The following is a 15,669-nucleotide window of genomic DNA, read 5'->3' as shown; positions in this document are numbered from 1 at the left end:
CAGTAACATAACTCAAAAATAATAATTACTAATTATGTCGAATAAGAAAAAACGTCCCACATTACAAGATGTTGCCAACTTAGTTGGTGTCACCAAAATGACCGTCAGTCGCTGCCTGAGAGATTCTTCTCAAGTATCAGAAGCACTGCGAGATAAGATCAGCGATGCAGTAGACGAGCTAGGTTATATCCCTAACCGCGCACCAGACATTCTTTCCAACGCAAAAAGCAATGCGATTGGTGTTTTGGTCCCCTCGTTAACTAACCAAGTTTTTGCTGAAGTTATTCGTGGTATTGAGCAAGTCACCGCGCCTGCGGGTTACCAAACCATGATTGCCCACTATGGCTATAGCGCAGAACTGGAAGAGCAGAGCATCGCTTCGCTGCTTTCTTACAACGTTGACGCGATTATCCTTTCAGAAAACGTGCACACTGATAGAGCGCGTAAGATGTTGCAGACAGTTTCTATCCCTGTGATTGAAATTATGGATTCGGTGTCTCCCCGTATTGAACAAGCGGTTGGCTTTGATAACTTCGAAGCGGCTAGAGCGATGACCAAAACCATGCTCGACCGGGGGCGTACCAATATCGCTTACTTAGCGGCACGTATGGATGAACGTACTCGCTTGAAAATGGCGGGCTACGAGCATGCGATGCAAGAAGCCGACAAAACGCCAGTAACGCTGCAAACAGAAGACGCTTCCTCGTTTACTCTGGGTGCAAAACTGATTGGCGAGTTACTTGAGAAGCACCCTGAAGTGAATGGCATTTTTTGTACTAACGATGATTTGGCCATTGGTGCTTTTTACGAGTGTGTACGACGTGGTATTCAGGTACCAGAGCAGATGGCGATTGCAGGTTTCCACGGACACGACATCACCGTGTCGATGACGCCGCGTTTAGCGACTGTAGTAACACCTAGGGAGCAGATCGGTAAAGTCGCAGCACAGCAAGTTGTAGCGCGTTTGCAAGGCAACAATGAATGGGTGGCAAAGCTGGATCTTGGTTATGAGATTGAAGTGGGGGAGAGTATTTAATTTTACACTTCGACTTTGATTTTCATCGGATTCAAACTAAGACGCCCTTAACGAGATGAACTTCGCTAAGGGCGTTTTCTATTTATCTAGCAAGAAGATGTATGTAGTGACAGGTTTAACCTGCTAAAGCTTGAGCATCTTGTTGCTTCAACACTTTGTGGCCATCTTCAGTGACGCCACGCTTCCAATAACTACTGATGTAGATGTTCTCTTTCGCGACTTCTTTTTCGTTGCGGAAGTACTGTCTTAGTTCGCGCATGCTTTCAAATTCACACGCCGTCCAAATCGAAACCTGCCCCTCTAACCATTCTGTGTTGCGAACTGTTTGTGAAAGTGTTTCTTCAGTTTCATCTTCAATCAGCCAAGTGACTTTGATGCCTTGAGGTACTTCAAGTGTTTGCTTGTCTGCTACTGAATTGATCTGAATGACAGCGTGGCCTGCTGCGTGTTCCGGAAGCGTTTTTACTTTGGCAGAGAGCGCAGGTAGCGACGTCATATCTGCCACCAAGAAGAACCAATCCGATTCTAGATTCAGCCCTTGAATTAATCCAGGACCTGCCACTGAAACCGTGTCACCTACTTCTGCGTTCATTGCCCATCTTGCAGCAAAGCCACATTGCAGATCTGTGGTGATGTGGCGTACGAAATCAACCTCAATCCACTTTTCGACAGGGTTGTACTGACGAATGGTGTAAGTGCGCATGGTTGGGCGCTCACCTTCGTTCAGTTGACTTAAATCTGTGGTGCCGAGTGGCGAGAACAAAAGCTTGATGTAGCCGCCGGCACATTCGGTTGGGTACTTACTTAATCCTTCACCGCTAAGCGTTATACGCTGCATATTCGGTGTAATGGTTGAGGTTTGAGTAACGGTTAATGTGATAGGGCTAGGCTTGCTCATATAAGGCTCTCTTAGATTTTGATTTCCACATCATAATCCTGAACAAGAAAACACTCAATACTAATAATTATCATTTACTTTTATTTACACAAGCGCAACGTAACTTGAACCCTATATCAATAGAAACAAAAATATCGACAAAAAAAGCCCTTTAGAAAACTAAAGGGCTTGGTGTATTGGAACTGTTTAACGTGAGCAGAATTAGCTGTTTGCTTGCTCTAGTTCGATCGTTTCTTCAGCGGCTTTCGCTGCTTCTAACATCTTACGAATAATGAACGATGCAGCCATTGCGATACCAACCATTACTACCGCTAGGATAGTTAATAGTTGGAAGTAATCACCGTAAACCGTTTGAACGATCTCTTGTGTGATCTCTTGGCCTTTCTCAAGTGCAATAGACGTTGAGAATACAGCACCAACAATGCCTGATAGTGCGATTGCGACAGAGAATAAGCTTACTGAGAAGTTCTCGATGTGCTTAGGTGCAACAGACAGGATGAATGCTACAACCATAGAACCAACAATAACCTCACCAAATGCTAGGAAGAAGTGGATTGCTAAGAACACTTCAGGGCGAATCAGAATATCTTCACCAACGGTTGTTACTGCCATCGTTAAGATACCGAAAGCGATCGCAGTCAGAATGAAAGAGAAACCTACTTTGGTTGCGGTAGAGAAATGAATGTTTTTCTTTTCTAGTTTAGAGAAGATGCCCGTAATGATAGGGCCTGCAACCATACACCAAAGTGGGTTCATTGCCATCGACGCTTCAGGGGCTACAGGGATGAAACCGAATAGATCGCCACGCATTGTGTTGATTGCAACCATTGTCATCGATGTCATCATTTGACCGTAGTACACGAAGAAACATGTCGTCAGGAATGTGATGATTAAGATCGTACCCATCTTCAGCATGTCTGACTTCTTCGATTTCATCATCAAAGAGACAAAGTAGATGATCGCTGCACCACCAATTGCGTACACGATGTTCTGGCCGATATCCATGTTAGAAAACATGAAGAATACCAAACCAATCATTGCAGCAGAAAGGCCAAGGAATGCAGCCCAGTGTTTAGTGCTTACTGGTTTTTGGTCGATTTCAGCACTTGCTTCAACAAGGCCTTTGCGAACAAAGAGCATCATCAGAAGTGCGGCACCTGCTAGAGCAGCCGAAAGAAGGAAGCCACCGTGGAAACCAACAACCAGCACTAGCATCGGGAACAAGTACTGGCCTAAAAGCGCACCAATATTGTTGACTGAGTAGTTGATAGGGTAGCAGTTTTCGAAATCTTCCTGAGTTTTGAACGTGCGTTTGTAAAGACTTGGGTAAGAAGGGGACATCAAACCACGCGCATAACTCGCTAAAGCAATACCACATAATGCCATTGGAACATTGGTCGCCGCGGCACCGAGTACCAGTAGAGCATAACCACTTGCGAACCCTAGAAAGGCAATGGTCAACGATCGGTATGCGCCTAAGAATTTGTCGGCGATGAAGCCACCTGCAATAGCAAATAGCGGTCCGATTGCAGAGAAAGCACCAACAACCATCATTGTGTCGGCTTCATTGTAGTTAAGATCTTCAAGGAAGAAACGAGTCAAGATCACCATGACGCCATAGAACGAAAGTCCAAACATCATTTGGCAGAACATCATTGATTTGTTTAATCTATTCCACATTATTTTATTCTCACATTAGTATTAAGATGTAGTGTAATAACCTAATTATAATACCATCACTAGCAATACATAAAATTAAACATGCATCCCAAACAGAACTTTACTCGATATACCTTTTCTTATGAGTGCATTGATATTTCTCATGAATGAAATTTGCAATGTTAGATTTTGATAATGGATGCATAACTGTGAGAAATTTAACTACCTTCATTTGTGGCTAAGTAATGAACTGATAAAGGAAAAGTTAACATTGGTCATCTTGTAAAATGTTCAAGTGAGTATCACTTTCAATTGGCTGTTGGATTTTAGCCAATAAAAAAGCCAGCTTGGTGGCTGGCCTTTGTTTGGATATCGAAAACTAAGTTTACAATAACGGTTCTGAATGAGGCGATTTCTCGTCGTGCGAGTCAGCGATGCATTGCGTTTCAACTATTCTCTGTATCTCGACTATTCATCGCAACTAACTAGTCACCGCATTTAACTGGTCACCGCATCTAATTGGTCACCGCATCTAACTATTCACACGGTGGCGCCATGTGGATCACCGCTAAACCACCTAAAGACGTTTCACGGTACTTCTTGTTCATGTCTTTACCTGTTTGGTACATGGTTGCGATAACCTTGTCTAACGAGATAAGACACTTGCTGGTGCGTTTTAGAGCCATACGTGATGCGTTGATGGCTTTCATTGCACCCATTGCGTTACGCTCGATACATGGCACCTGAACAAGCCCGCCGATCGGATCGCATGTCATGCCGAGAGAGTGTTCCATCGCGATTTCAGCCGCAATACAGATTTGCTCGTTGCTACCGCCACGCAGGGCAGTTAGGCCTGCTGCAGCCATTGATGAAGATACGCCAACTTCGCCCTGACAACCTACCTCTGCGCCAGAAATCGAAGCGTTGGTTTTGTATAGGATGCCGATAGCGCCAGAGACTGCCAAGAAGTCTTTCAACTGCTTGGTGTCTAGCTCTTTAATGAAACGATGGTAGTACATTAATACCGCAGGAATAACGCCAGCCGCACCATTGGTTGGAGATGTTACCACTTGGCCACCCGCTGCGTTTTCTTCACTTACAGCAAAGGCAAACAGGTTAATCCAATCCATGATCTCCATTGGATCGTTTTCAATCGAAGCATTCGCTTCCAACTTTTTCAGAAGAGCAGGCGCTCGACGGGTGACTTCTAGTCCGCCATCAAGAATACCTTCGGTGTCAAAGCCACGCTGCATACACAGAGACATCACCTTCCAAATTTGGTCAGCTTTTTGGTCAATCACGTCCATGCCTTGAAAAGACACTTCATTGCGCAGGATTAAGCCACCAAGGCTAAGCCCTTGCTGCTCTGACAATTCAAGTAGTTGGTCGGCAGAAGAAAAAGGGAACTCAACTTGTGTTTCTGCTTCTTGCTTGCCGTTTTGTAGCTCATCAGCGGTTGCGATAAAGCCACCACCAATCGAGTAGTACGTTTCCATATCTAGAAGACTACCGCTTGCGTCAAAGGCAGAGATGGTCATGCCATTTTCATGAAGCGGAAGATTAGTCTTATGGAAGAGTAAGTCGCTTTCTACATCGAAGTGAATTTCATGGTTACCGCTAACCAGTAGAGATTTATCTTCAATCGCTTTACGCATTGCTTGGTTAGCACTGGTAATCTTAATAGTGTCGGGGCGGTTACCGAGCAAACCTAACAAAGTTGCTCTGTCTGTGTGGTGACCAATACCCGTCAATGATAACGAGCCATATAAGTCGATTTGAATACGCTTCACTTGCTTAAGCTGAGCATCAATTTTTTGGGTAAAGTTAAACCCAGCGATCATTGGTCCATTTGTGTGGGAGCTGGACGGGCCAACCCCAATTTTGTAGATATCAAAAATAGACAGCATAGTAACTTCCTGTGAAGACGGTTCGATGAACGAACTCTGGTTAAAGTATATCTTTTGTTAACCTCACTTCTTTGAGTGAGCGTATTCTTTCAATGAGATTAATGTTAACAAGCGTGTAGTTCGATGAAATACAAGACCGTGCTATTTTTGCTTTATATAGCTGCACGTTGATTCTTGTGTACCTTAAGATGTTGCTATCAATAGTGAGCATTATTGCGAGCTACATTTAGGAATTTAAAAATACTTTTGTTAAGAACTATTGTATACATAATTCACTCCATCTAATCACTAAAACGAGACTTGAACATAAAATGAGCATTAATCACCTCCTTATTGTGCTAGGTAAGCGACTTAATGGGAATAAATTGACTGATGAAGGCATCAGTCGAGTTGATGCTTTGGTGGAGTATCTGGCGGGGCCTTTGGCAGAAGAGTCTATTCAGAAAACGGGTGTTGCATTTTGTGGTGGGGTGACAAAAGGTCAAACCACCTCTGAAGCGGATGCAATGCACCAGTATTTTCGAATTCTGGAAAGCCAGCGAGAATATCCGTTTTCCTTGGGGGCGATTTTGCTTGAGCAGAATTCGACAAATACGGTTGAGAACATTCAGAACTTAGCTTCAGAGATGATTGAAAGTGGACTGTTTACCCGCGGGCAGAGTGTGAAGGTGACGTTCGTTTCGAATGACTACCATTTACAACGTATTTTCGAGATCCAATCACTAATGGACGAACAAGGCTTGCTTAAGGTTTTGGTCGAGAAGTGCTCAGCACTTGGGGTGGAACTACAAATCGATCCTCAGCTAGAAGCTCATGTTGCTGTGCCATATCCTCATCAAAATACTCAAGGGCAATTGTTTTTGTGGATGGATGTGCTGACAACCTATCGAGTTTATCTTGAAGGTGTTTCTGCGGGCACATTCAAGCGAGATTTGGAGTTAGTTAGGGGGGAGCCTGAAAGACTGTCGTTGGAGTCACTGATAGCTGTAAAGGCGTTAGGAGAGGGGGCACCTCATTTTGACATCGTCGACAGCTTACTCCCAGTATTGGAGCGCTGTATCCAGCAGACTTCAGTGGGTACCAACATAAAAAAAGTCAGGGAGTACCTAGCATTACTTGATACTAACCTGACTTTATTGAATCGTTATTTAGACCCGGAATCGGATCACACACATCGCTGGTGGCGATAGATGTTTATTTCTTTCTCGTGATGCCAATAACGGTCTTTAAGCTCGCAAACGCAATCAGGCAGTAAGCCAAAAGTTCAGTGCCTTCTTCTGCGATGTTTTTAACCACGCGAACATAATCATCGCCCATAACATTGTGCCAAAAGCTGCCCATGCCAAATAGACGAGAGAACACCAACAGTAGCATTACGCCAGTAACGAGTAAGTTCATGTGTGGGGAAGCAAGAATAAGCGCAAGCTGATCAATGGTTCTTTTACCATTATTAATTGCATAGAAAATTGCACTGCCAGCAACCAATAGGGCAGGGACAACCCATGCACCATGTACGATCTTGTCGAACCAAAAATCCATTTCACGAATGAACAACACCGCGAAGAATGCGCTGATAAGAAGAGCTGCGTGCTTAACTTCGCGCTTCTCTTTTGCTAGATAAGCAAAAGACCCAGACGAGATAATAAGCAGTAACTGTTGCAGCATCTCGGTCACCGAGACCTCACCAACATTGCCATTCAATAATACGAAATCAATTCGAAGCGCAAGGTTTGCGACAATGCCTATCGCTAAAACAACGAGAGCGGTTTGGCAGCGTTTGTAGATCACTTGAGATGTCGACTGAGAAAGGGTGAACTCTGGCAGTTCAAATGACATTTGAGTTTGTTCTTTCGTTTTTGATTGGCTTTTCATAATAATTCTATGTGTAAAATTCTGTAACAGGCGGGCATTCTATCGGCCTAGGTTAGGCTAATGTCAGAGCTATGTCATAAATAAAACAGTGTTCAATTGGTGTGTGTATACGGTAAACCGCTGCCTTATGGCAGGCAGTTTACGTAATATAATTGAATTTTTAGGGGGAGGGTTTTAAAGCTTTGATATTGGAAACTTGTAATAGAAGTTATTACTTTTCAGTTTCTTGTTCATGGTTATTGCGGTAGTACTCCCATTGCTCGATACGTTCACCGTCATCGAATACACAGTAAGTTGTACGCTGATTGTTTTCAGTAACCGTGTCTAATTCACCGTCCTGTTGAACACAATAAACCGCTGCTGGGTTAGCGACTGAAATACGTTGGCCTTCGCTATATTCTGCATAGTCGTTTGCACAACCGCCTAATACAACGGCACATACAGCCATCAAACCAATTTTCTTCATGTCTATCTCCTACGTGATAACTCTATAATCGAATGCGTTAAGTTCTACAGAACCAAATGAGAAGCTCTATGAAATTAGTATATTTTAGATTTCAGAAAAGGTTGTCCTAATTTGGTCAAGATATTGAAATAGGTTGATATTTCGCTATTTTTAAGTGCTTTTTGAGTGTTTGATCAAGCTGACATAGCTGATGTTATAGCAGGAACGGCCTCCGTCAATAAGGCATTACTTGATGGTTATTTTGACTCGATAGCCGTGGGCGAACAGCGATCAAAAGCAGAGGGTATGTGTTCTTGTGGGGGACGGAGAACCTCGAATCTATTGATGATTATGATATGATGCCGCCAAATTCAGTAGAGCAGTCAGAATCATGAGACACCTAAAAACCACCATCCACCCTGATATCGATCATCTAGACAATAAAACGGTATACAAGCGTAATGCTGCCCGCGCCATTGTATTAGATGGTGAAGACATTCTGATGCTCTATACAGAGCGTTATCACGACTACACCATTCCTGGTGGTGGTTTGGATGAAGGTGAAGATGTGATTGCTGGTATGGTGCGTGAACTCGAAGAAGAGACAGGCGCGAAGAATATCCATAGCATTAAGCCGTTTGGTATTTTTGAAGAGTTCCGTCCTTGGTATAAAGACGATGCGGATATGATGCATATGATCTCTTACTGCTACTCATGCAAAATTGATCGTGAGCTGGGTGAAACGGCTTACGAAGATTATGAAGTGAAAAACGGGATGAAGCCGGTGTGGATGAATATCCATGAAGCGATCGCTCACAACGAAAAGACCATGGCTGAGAGCTCTAAGAAGGGCATGAGCATTGAGCGCGAAACCTTTTTGTTACATCTCATCGCAAAAGAAATGCTGTAACCCTTTTAATAAATCGAGACTGTTTAAAAGTAGAATATTTTTAAACAGTTTTGCTAACCATGAACGAACAATAATACCTACCCCTTTACTGACCAAACACATCGTAGTTTGAGTTTTAAGCAAAACACCTCCAGCCCTTAAACAACTTATCCAGTTCCCAAACCGCATAGAACGTTGCTGTATCTAACAGACTTTCAAGTTGACTAACCTTTCTTCAAATTGATTCTTATTTTGAAGAACAGACCGTTTTTTCCTGACTGTAATTTTAAATTAGAAAAATAAGTCTTATTTTTCAATGTAATACGGTTATTTTTCAATGGTTAGAAACTTGGCTTCTCTTTTGCTTCTTCTTATTAAGCAGCTCGCTTTATCGGCACTAAAACAATAAACAAAGATGTGGATTGTTTTGAGTTAAATGAGACGTTTCTTTAATTTGCCGTTCAGAGTTTACGTACTTTTCAAGGAAATCGCAGAAGCGAAGAATAAGTCGAGGTTTACTATGAAATACAAGCAAATTATTTATCTTGTGACGGCAGCAATCAGTGTCCCTATCTACGCAACGACGGTGGATTTGGACTTTTCAAACCATGTAGAGGCGACGAACGGTAGCAGTTCGTGGGCTGGGCCCACCTACGATGGGGCATCAATGCATTTTCTGAACGTCGGAACACATGATGGAAAAACAATAGACGCCAAAGTGTCGAGTAGTGTGTTTGGTGACGCGACATTTTTGTTTCATGCTCCAAACTACAAAGCTGGCGCGACGCAGCCTTCAGGAGATATTGGTTTTCTTTACCAAACTAACTCAGCGGGCTCTGCAGGCTTAATCTATACCTTTGAATTTTATGATGGTACAGATGGCCTCTCAGGTACGTTCTCAGTGCCTTATACACTTCCCGAATTTGACATGATTGGTTATGACATTGATGGCGAACCCGTGCAGTCGGAGCAAGTCAGAGTGTTTAAAAGCGAAGGTTTCTACAGTTACCAGCTTGGTAGTGCTAGCGCGAGTTTGACGGCGGAAGAGAGTGCCGATGGAACGTCGGTGCTATTCACCGGGCCAGGTACGAACTATTCCGAAACTGACACATCCGGTGCCGTAAAATTCACCTACAAGAACACCTCGATCGTTACTCTACAATTTGAAACGGTTACGAGTAGTAGCAGCAGCTTCCCCAACCCTATTTTCTCGGCATTTGACGGTAATTGGGATTTATCTGGATTTACAACGCCAATAGAAAGCTCAGACGAATCTGATTTTGGTGATGCGCCTGATAGCTATGGAACATTACAGGCGAGCAACGGTGCTGAGCATGCGATTTCTTCCACGCTGTACTTAGGCGCTAGTATTGATGCCGATACTGATGGCCAACCTGGCGCATCATCAAACGGCGATGATTTGGATGTTGACGGAAATGATGATGACGGTATTGCATTGCTGACGAACCTTGAAATCGGCCTAGACAGTTTAATTAACGTCAATGTTGTGGGGAGTGGTTATCTGCAAGCCTGGGCTGACTGGGATATGAATGGGTCTTTTGAGGATGATGAGCAGATATTGAAGAACCATTCTGTTGTCGATGGAAGCCAAGTTGTCCCTATTCGAGTGGATGATTATGCTACCGTTGGTGGAGTACAAACTCGATTCCGTTTAGCGAGTAGCCCTAACATTCCAAATGACGGTTATGTTGGTGATGGTGAAGTAGAAGACTACGTGTTCAACGTTACGGATCCTGGCACAACGGTTCAACATTCGAATTACTATACAGCGGCCTTCGAAGATAATTGGCCAGAAGTTGGTGACTTTGACTTAAATGACGTCGTGGTTTACTACCGCACTACCATTTTAAGTAAAGATGACGCAGTGCTTCGAATGGATATTACGGGAACCATAATGGCCTACGGTGCTTCTTATGGTAATGGACTAGGATGGAAGCTTGATGGCTTCGATGAGTCAGATGTTGATCTTCAAACGGCTCGAGTGCAAAAGAATGGCGCGACTCGAGTAAATATCTCGCCGTTTACAGGTGAGGACAAAAATGTTGCATCGCCAGGAGGAGACCTCGTTGTTGTCGCTTCGTTGAACCTAAAAAATGATCTTCCGATTCACGGTGAGTGCATGTTCCACCGCACTAATCCTTCTTGTAGCCCGACGTTAGAAGCTGACCAAATGACGTTCAGCATTTCTCTACCGTTTGCTTCTGGAAGCGAGCCGACAGTGAGTTCACTGATGCCATTAAGTGGCTTCGACCCATTCATCTTTGGTGCGGGAGCTGGTTATTACCACGGTGACAGTTTCTCTACATCTCCGGGTAAAGATTTAGAAATCCATACCGCAGACTTACCACCAACGTCTCGTGGCACGTTAGTGAGTGATTTCTATGGCATCGCGCAAGACGATTCAGACCCATCTAGTGATAAATACTATCGAACTACGCAAAATATGCCTTGGGGTATCTTAATTTCATCTCCTTGGAATCATCCATCAGAGTACATCGATATCAGTGAGGCATACCCAGACTTTGCTGAATGGGCGACCTCAGGAGGTTCTTCAAAACCAACCTGGTACTTGGACCCTAACGCCAACAAAACTTGGTCTACTGAAGATTAATCAAGGAGGATTTATGAATACAACTAAACTAATGCTGAGTAGTGTAACTTTGGTCTTTCTTACTGCTTGTGGCGGAGGTGGTGGTGGCGGCTCAACCACTTCAACGCCAAGTTCAGTAGCCCCTCCAAGTAGCGCTCCTGCTGGGGTCAGCAACACGGTTACCTCTAGCGTTACACCTGTACAGCAAGCGCTGAAATCAGTAGAGCTATCCGTACCGGAAGGTTTTGACTTCTCTACCGAGAGAGAGGTTGTTGTGAGCGTTGACGTAGCAAGTTCACAAAGCTCTCGAGGCTTTATGAGTATCTACACTGATTTTAATGGTGAGGTTGTCGATTACACCTCACAAGTGTTGAGAACACCGATAAATGAGGACATCGATTTTTCTACGACACTGCTTCTTCCTAATCATGTCGATAGAGTTTGGGTAGAGGTATGGTATCCATCAGCGATGGGAAGTGAAGTGAAGCGTTTAGTGGATATTGAAAACGGGCAGGTAGACGTTATTCTTTAAAGCGAATTTTTCATATAATCAGATATTTGCCGCCACTTTTGGCGGCAAAGTTGTTTCTAGCAATGCTAGAATGTAATAACGGTAACCAATTATTGAATATGGTTGATATTGTCAACTAAGTGTTTTTGATGTATCTTTACCTCAGCGATGACTCTATCTAGCTTAACTGCCCGGTCATATCGCTAAATCTCGCTGTGAGCCTGCCCCAAACAAAGAATACTATGAATAAAAGACAGTTTATTGCCCATTACCTGCGCATGAATCGCACCTCTTACTTGTTGGCGATTGTGTTCATTTTCCTCGTCAACTGGTTACAAGTTGAGATCCCTCGTTATATCCAATTGGCGATAGATTTGATTGATGACGCTTCTTCAACTGGCCATCAGCAACTGCAAAGCTATGTTTGGATTGTAGTCGGCATGTCTGTCGCCATGGTGGTGGTGAGAATTCTGTCTCGTATCTATGCGCTTAATCCGGGGCGAATTACAGAAGCAGCGCTCAAAAGTACACTTCTACAAAAGCTGAATCGCTTACCAAGCAGCTTTCATGAACGTTTTGCTTCAGGTCGATTGATCTCGATTATCAATAACGACCTTAGTGGCATCCGACTGCTGTTTGGTGTGGGATTTCTGCAGTTCTTCAATGCGCTGCTTGCGTTGTCGCTGACGCCTCTTTACATGTGGCGCATATCGCCAGAACTCACACTGTATTCGATTATTCCTATCTCAGTCGCTTTTGTGATTTTCCGTGTGGGCTTCAAGCGTATGAAAACACTGCATTTAGAGCACATGAAACGTCTACAAAACTTGTCTGCTCAGTTAATGAGTTACCTGTCTGGGATTGACTTGATTAAGAGCCAGCAGATGTCACCTTGGGTGAAAGCCGAAACTGAAAAGCTTAACCAACTATTGCTTGAATGCCGCCTTAAAATCACACGTATTCAAGTCTTCTTTATGCCGGTACTCGACTACGCCAATGACCTGATGAAAATCATCATTCTTGGGCTTGGTGGCTACATGTTAATGAGACAGGAACTCACACTTGGTGAGATTACTGCTTTCCTAACTTACTCGGTTTTGCTCGCTATGCCATTGATGCAGCTTGGCAGAATCGCGACCATCTATCAGCGTGGCATGGTGGGTATTCAAAGTGCACAGACCATTCTTAATGCCAAAGTCCCCGAGCTTGATGAAGATAAGCTCACTGAGTTAGATGTTGAATCGCTAAGGGGAAAAACGTTTTCCGTTCGCAATCTCAGCTTCAGCTATTCGGGTGAAGAGCGTGTGATTCTTGATGACATCAGCTTCGATATTCCTGCGGGGAAGAAAGTCGGAGTGCTTGGTGGAATCGGAGCGGGTAAAACAACATTAGTGAACTGCTTGAACCACCACTTGGATGTTCCTGAAGGTTCTGTTTTCCTTGGCGAAAAGGATGTCACTAGCTTCTCACGCAGTGACTTGCGCCGTTATGTGAAAACCGTGACTCAAGACCCTTACCTGTTTTCTGCAACCGTTGAAGACAATATCCGCTTTGGTAGCTTAAATGTTGATTTGGCAAAGAGTCAGGTTGATGAAGTGCTGGAGCTCAGTCAGTTGGCTAGTGATGTCACACGTTTTGAGCATGGCGATCAAACCTTAGTCGGTGAGAAAGGGATCATGTTGTCAGGAGGCCAGAAGCAACGCTTGAGTATTGCGCGTGCTTTATTGCAACCCACCGATCTGATCATCATGGATAACGTTCTATCGGCTGTCGATTATGAAACGGAACGAAAAATTTTAGAGGGCCTATTTAAGCGCCTAGAAAATCAATCAGTTCTTGTGGTTTCGCACCGTGTTAATGCCCTTGAATATATGGATGAAATTATCGTGTTGAACGAAGGTAAGGTGATTGCGAAGGGCGACCACGTGACGTTATTGAAAACGTGTGATTACTATTACGATACATGGCAGTTACAGCAGGATGAAACGGAGGCAGCAGCATGTTAAAAGGTGTTGATCTCAAGTACCTCAAGCACTTTTTTAAGTTTGCTAAGAAATATAAACGTTCTGCGATTCTGGGCATTGCTATGCTTCCGCTCTCTGTTATTACAAGCCTACTATTTCCTTGGCTGATCATTCAAGTGATCGATGTACACCTGAGCCATGGGGATATGGATGGATTGCTCGAATACGTCTTCTATCTAGTCGCAGTACTGGTGGTGAGCTATGTGGTTGATACCACCTATTCATATAACCTGCGTAAAACGGGTCAATACACGATAACTGACATGCGTTCAGTGTTGTTTGATCGAGTACTTAAACTGCCACGCAGCTATTTTGATAACACACCGATTGGGGTAACACTTTCACGCCTAACGAGTGACTTAGAAACCATCGGTGAGACATTTGTTCAGTCAGTTGTTGGTCTTGTTAAAGACAGCATTAATACCATTGCTCTGTTGGTGATGATGTTCTTCATTGACTGGCAGTTAACGATGATTGTGTTGATTATCATGCCACCAGTGATGTACTTGACAGTATACGTGAGAAACCGACTTCGTGCCTTGTATAAGGTTACTCGCTCTTCGTTGGCTCGCGGAATTGGTTTTTTACAAGAAGTCTTATTTGGTATGAAAACGGTTCAGATGTATCGAGCTGAAGAGCAAGTCGAACAACGTTACCAAGGCTATACTGATGAGTTTCTGAGAGCACAGAAGAAAATCAATAAATACGATGCGATTTTGTTCTCGTTTATCTCGGGCATTACCTCAATCACGATCGCAATTATGATCTGGTATGGCTCTGAGCAAGTGATAGAAGGGGCACTCACCTTGGGTGTGCTAATTGCGTTCATCAACACCTTAGAAAAAGTGTTTGTTCCGATCCGTGACTTTACTTCCCAGATTGCTTCTATTCAAAGCTCATTTGCGGCTTTTGACCATATTGAAGAGCTGTTTGTTGAGCCGACTGAAGAGGAAGGGCGTAACCTGCTGACATCGAGCAAGGTTGAAAAACAGCTCGAACAGTTTGTGAGCCTGGAGTTTAAGAACGTGATCTTCCGTTACAAAGACGATTCTCCCTACGTTCTAAAGAATGTTTCCTTCGTACTGGAGAAAGGCCATCAAATCGCGCTTGTGGGTTCTACGGGATCGGGCAAGTCGACGATTCTGCGTCTGATCTCTAAAACCTATCAAGACTATGAAGGCAGCATTCTACTGAATGGAATAGAGCTGTCGCAGATCTCTAGTGAAGACTCTGCTCATTTGTTCTCAATGATGATGCAAGACGTGCACTTATTTGAAGAGACAATCCAATTCAATATCGCACTGGGCAAAACGCATCTATCTAGAACTGAGGTTGAACAAGCAGCACGCTATGTGTACGCCGATAAGTTTATTGAACAATTGCCACAAAGCTATGACTTCCACTTGGAAAAGAACGGCTCCAATTTGTCTGTGGGGCAAACGCAGCTTATTTCGTTTGCTAGAGCGGTTGCACAGGGTGGTCAACTGATGATGCTTGATGAGGCGACCAGCTCGGTAGATTCAATCACCGAAGACCTCATCCAAAAAGCGATGCAGCGTCTGTTTAAGGAAAAAACCGTGATTGCGATTGCACACCGTTTGAGTACCGTTCGTCACTCGGATACGATTCTGGTATTGGAACAGGGTGAAATTGTTGAGCAAGGTAATCATCAACAGCTAGTCGCACACAATGGAATTTATGCTGGCTTGTTACAAGAGTCGATTGTCGAAACGGGCGATTCTCAAGTTACGGTAGCCTGATTGCCTCAAATCAGGCTGTTGCTTTCGATGAGACGAACTGGTCTTGTCTATGCTTCT

At 43.8% G+C, this 15,669-nt stretch carries 12 protein-coding genes; 7 read left to right on the top strand and 5 right to left on the bottom strand.

The window, feature by feature from the left end; translation table 11 throughout:
* Nucleotides 1-34 precede the first annotated feature (34 nt).
* Nucleotides 35-1,036, top strand: a complete 1,002-nt coding sequence (gene gntR / locus M4S28_RS24905) for a gluconate operon transcriptional repressor GntR (protein ID WP_249633165.1) — start codon at nucleotides 35-37, stop codon at nucleotides 1,034-1,036.
* Between the two features lie 115 nt (nucleotides 1,037-1,151).
* Here gntR and M4S28_RS24900 read toward each other — a convergent pair whose 3' ends face one another.
* From M4S28_RS24900 to M4S28_RS24890, 3 genes are all read right to left on the bottom strand, one after another.
* Complete coding sequence (locus M4S28_RS24900) at nucleotides 1,152-1,934, bottom strand: siderophore-interacting protein (protein WP_065584573.1); 783 nt, start codon at nucleotides 1,932-1,934, stop codon at nucleotides 1,152-1,154.
* Between the two features lie 201 nt (nucleotides 1,935-2,135).
* A complete protein-coding gene (locus tag M4S28_RS24895; protein ID WP_017094988.1) occupies nucleotides 2,136-3,614 on the bottom strand; it encodes a peptide MFS transporter in 1,479 nt (492 codons plus the stop codon).
* A gap of 515 nt (nucleotides 3,615-4,129) precedes the next feature.
* Nucleotides 4,130-5,500 carry an L-serine ammonia-lyase gene (locus tag M4S28_RS24890; RefSeq protein WP_054542996.1) on the bottom strand — a complete coding sequence of 457 codons (1,371 nt, stop codon included), beginning with the start codon at nucleotides 5,498-5,500 and terminating at the stop codon, nucleotides 4,130-4,132.
* A gap of 311 nt (nucleotides 5,501-5,811) precedes the next feature.
* Here M4S28_RS24890 and M4S28_RS24885 point away from each other — a divergent pair, with 311 nt between their 5' ends.
* A complete protein-coding gene (locus M4S28_RS24885; protein WP_249633164.1) occupies nucleotides 5,812-6,690 on the top strand; it encodes a YdcF family protein in 879 nt (292 codons plus the stop codon).
* A gap of 4 nt (nucleotides 6,691-6,694) precedes the next feature.
* Here M4S28_RS24885 and M4S28_RS24880 read toward each other — a convergent pair whose 3' ends face one another.
* Nucleotides 6,695-7,372 (bottom strand): hypothetical protein, encoded by a 678-nt coding sequence (locus M4S28_RS24880; protein ID WP_249633163.1) that lies wholly within the window; start codon nucleotides 7,370-7,372, stop codon nucleotides 6,695-6,697.
* Between the two features lie 211 nt (nucleotides 7,373-7,583).
* Nucleotides 7,584-7,838, bottom strand: coding sequence for a putative hemolysin (locus M4S28_RS24875; RefSeq protein ID WP_249633162.1), 255 nt, complete (start codon nucleotides 7,836-7,838; stop codon nucleotides 7,584-7,586).
* Nucleotides 7,839-8,208: 370 nt separating this feature from the next.
* Here M4S28_RS24875 and M4S28_RS24870 point away from each other — a divergent pair, with 370 nt between their 5' ends.
* The 5 genes from M4S28_RS24870 (at nucleotide 8,209) to M4S28_RS24850 (ending at nucleotide 15,612) form a co-directional block, all read left to right on the top strand.
* The gene (locus M4S28_RS24870) at nucleotides 8,209-8,727 is read left to right on the top strand and encodes an NUDIX hydrolase (RefSeq protein WP_065607757.1); all 519 of its coding nucleotides are present in this window, start codon (nucleotides 8,209-8,211) and stop codon (nucleotides 8,725-8,727) included.
* Nucleotides 8,728-9,226: 499 nt separating this feature from the next.
* On the top strand, nucleotides 9,227-11,338 hold the full coding sequence (locus tag M4S28_RS24865) for an LruC domain-containing protein (protein WP_249633161.1): 2,112 nt from the start codon (nucleotides 9,227-9,229) through the stop codon (nucleotides 11,336-11,338).
* A 13-nt stretch (nucleotides 11,339-11,351) separates the two neighbouring features.
* On the top strand, nucleotides 11,352-11,849 hold the full coding sequence (locus M4S28_RS24860) for a hypothetical protein (protein ID WP_102444936.1): 498 nt from the start codon (nucleotides 11,352-11,354) through the stop codon (nucleotides 11,847-11,849).
* Between the two features lie 221 nt (nucleotides 11,850-12,070).
* Nucleotides 12,071-13,834: an ABC transporter ATP-binding protein gene (locus M4S28_RS24855; protein WP_249633160.1), complete on the top strand. Its 1,764-nt coding sequence runs from the start codon at nucleotides 12,071-12,073 to the stop codon at nucleotides 13,832-13,834.
* A complete protein-coding gene (locus tag M4S28_RS24850) occupies nucleotides 13,828-15,612 on the top strand; it encodes an ABC transporter ATP-binding protein (protein ID WP_249633159.1) in 1,785 nt (594 codons plus the stop codon). The genes M4S28_RS24855 and M4S28_RS24850 overlap by 7 nt, the downstream gene beginning before the upstream one ends.
* Nucleotides 15,613-15,669: the final 57 nt, after the last annotated feature.

Source organism: Vibrio sp. J383, from assembly GCF_023503985.1.
In the GTDB taxonomy this organism is placed as follows: domain Bacteria; phylum Pseudomonadota; class Gammaproteobacteria; order Enterobacterales; family Vibrionaceae; genus Vibrio; species Vibrio splendidus.
The sequence above is the reverse complement of the archived record's forward strand: the minus strand, read 5'-3'. Positions and strand labels throughout refer to the sequence as shown.

Bases quoted from the DNA above. Each gene is read 5' to 3' on its own strand.
- gntR (WP_249633165.1), top strand. From the start codon at position 35: ATGTCGAATAAGAAAAAACGTCCCACATTACAAGATGTTGCCAACTTA.
- M4S28_RS24900 (WP_065584573.1), bottom strand. From the start codon at position 1,934: ATGAGCAAGCCTAGCCCTATCACATTAACCGTTACTCAAACCTCAACC.
- M4S28_RS24895 (WP_017094988.1), bottom strand. From the start codon at position 3,614: ATGTGGAATAGATTAAACAAATCAATGATGTTCTGCCAAATGATGTTT.
- M4S28_RS24890 (WP_054542996.1), bottom strand. From the start codon at position 5,500: ATGCTGTCTATTTTTGATATCTACAAAATTGGGGTTGGCCCGTCCAGC.
- M4S28_RS24885 (WP_249633164.1), top strand. From the start codon at position 5,812: ATGAGCATTAATCACCTCCTTATTGTGCTAGGTAAGCGACTTAATGGG.
- M4S28_RS24880 (WP_249633163.1), bottom strand. From the start codon at position 7,372: ATGAAAAGCCAATCAAAAACGAAAGAACAAACTCAAATGTCATTTGAA.
- M4S28_RS24875 (WP_249633162.1), bottom strand. From the start codon at position 7,838: ATGAAGAAAATTGGTTTGATGGCTGTATGTGCCGTTGTATTAGGCGGT.
- M4S28_RS24870 (WP_065607757.1), top strand. From the start codon at position 8,209: ATGAGACACCTAAAAACCACCATCCACCCTGATATCGATCATCTAGAC.
- M4S28_RS24865 (WP_249633161.1), top strand. From the start codon at position 9,227: ATGAAATACAAGCAAATTATTTATCTTGTGACGGCAGCAATCAGTGTC.
- M4S28_RS24860 (WP_102444936.1), top strand. From the start codon at position 11,352: ATGAATACAACTAAACTAATGCTGAGTAGTGTAACTTTGGTCTTTCTT.
- M4S28_RS24855 (WP_249633160.1), top strand. From the start codon at position 12,071: ATGAATAAAAGACAGTTTATTGCCCATTACCTGCGCATGAATCGCACC.
- M4S28_RS24850 (WP_249633159.1), top strand. From the start codon at position 13,828: ATGTTAAAAGGTGTTGATCTCAAGTACCTCAAGCACTTTTTTAAGTTT.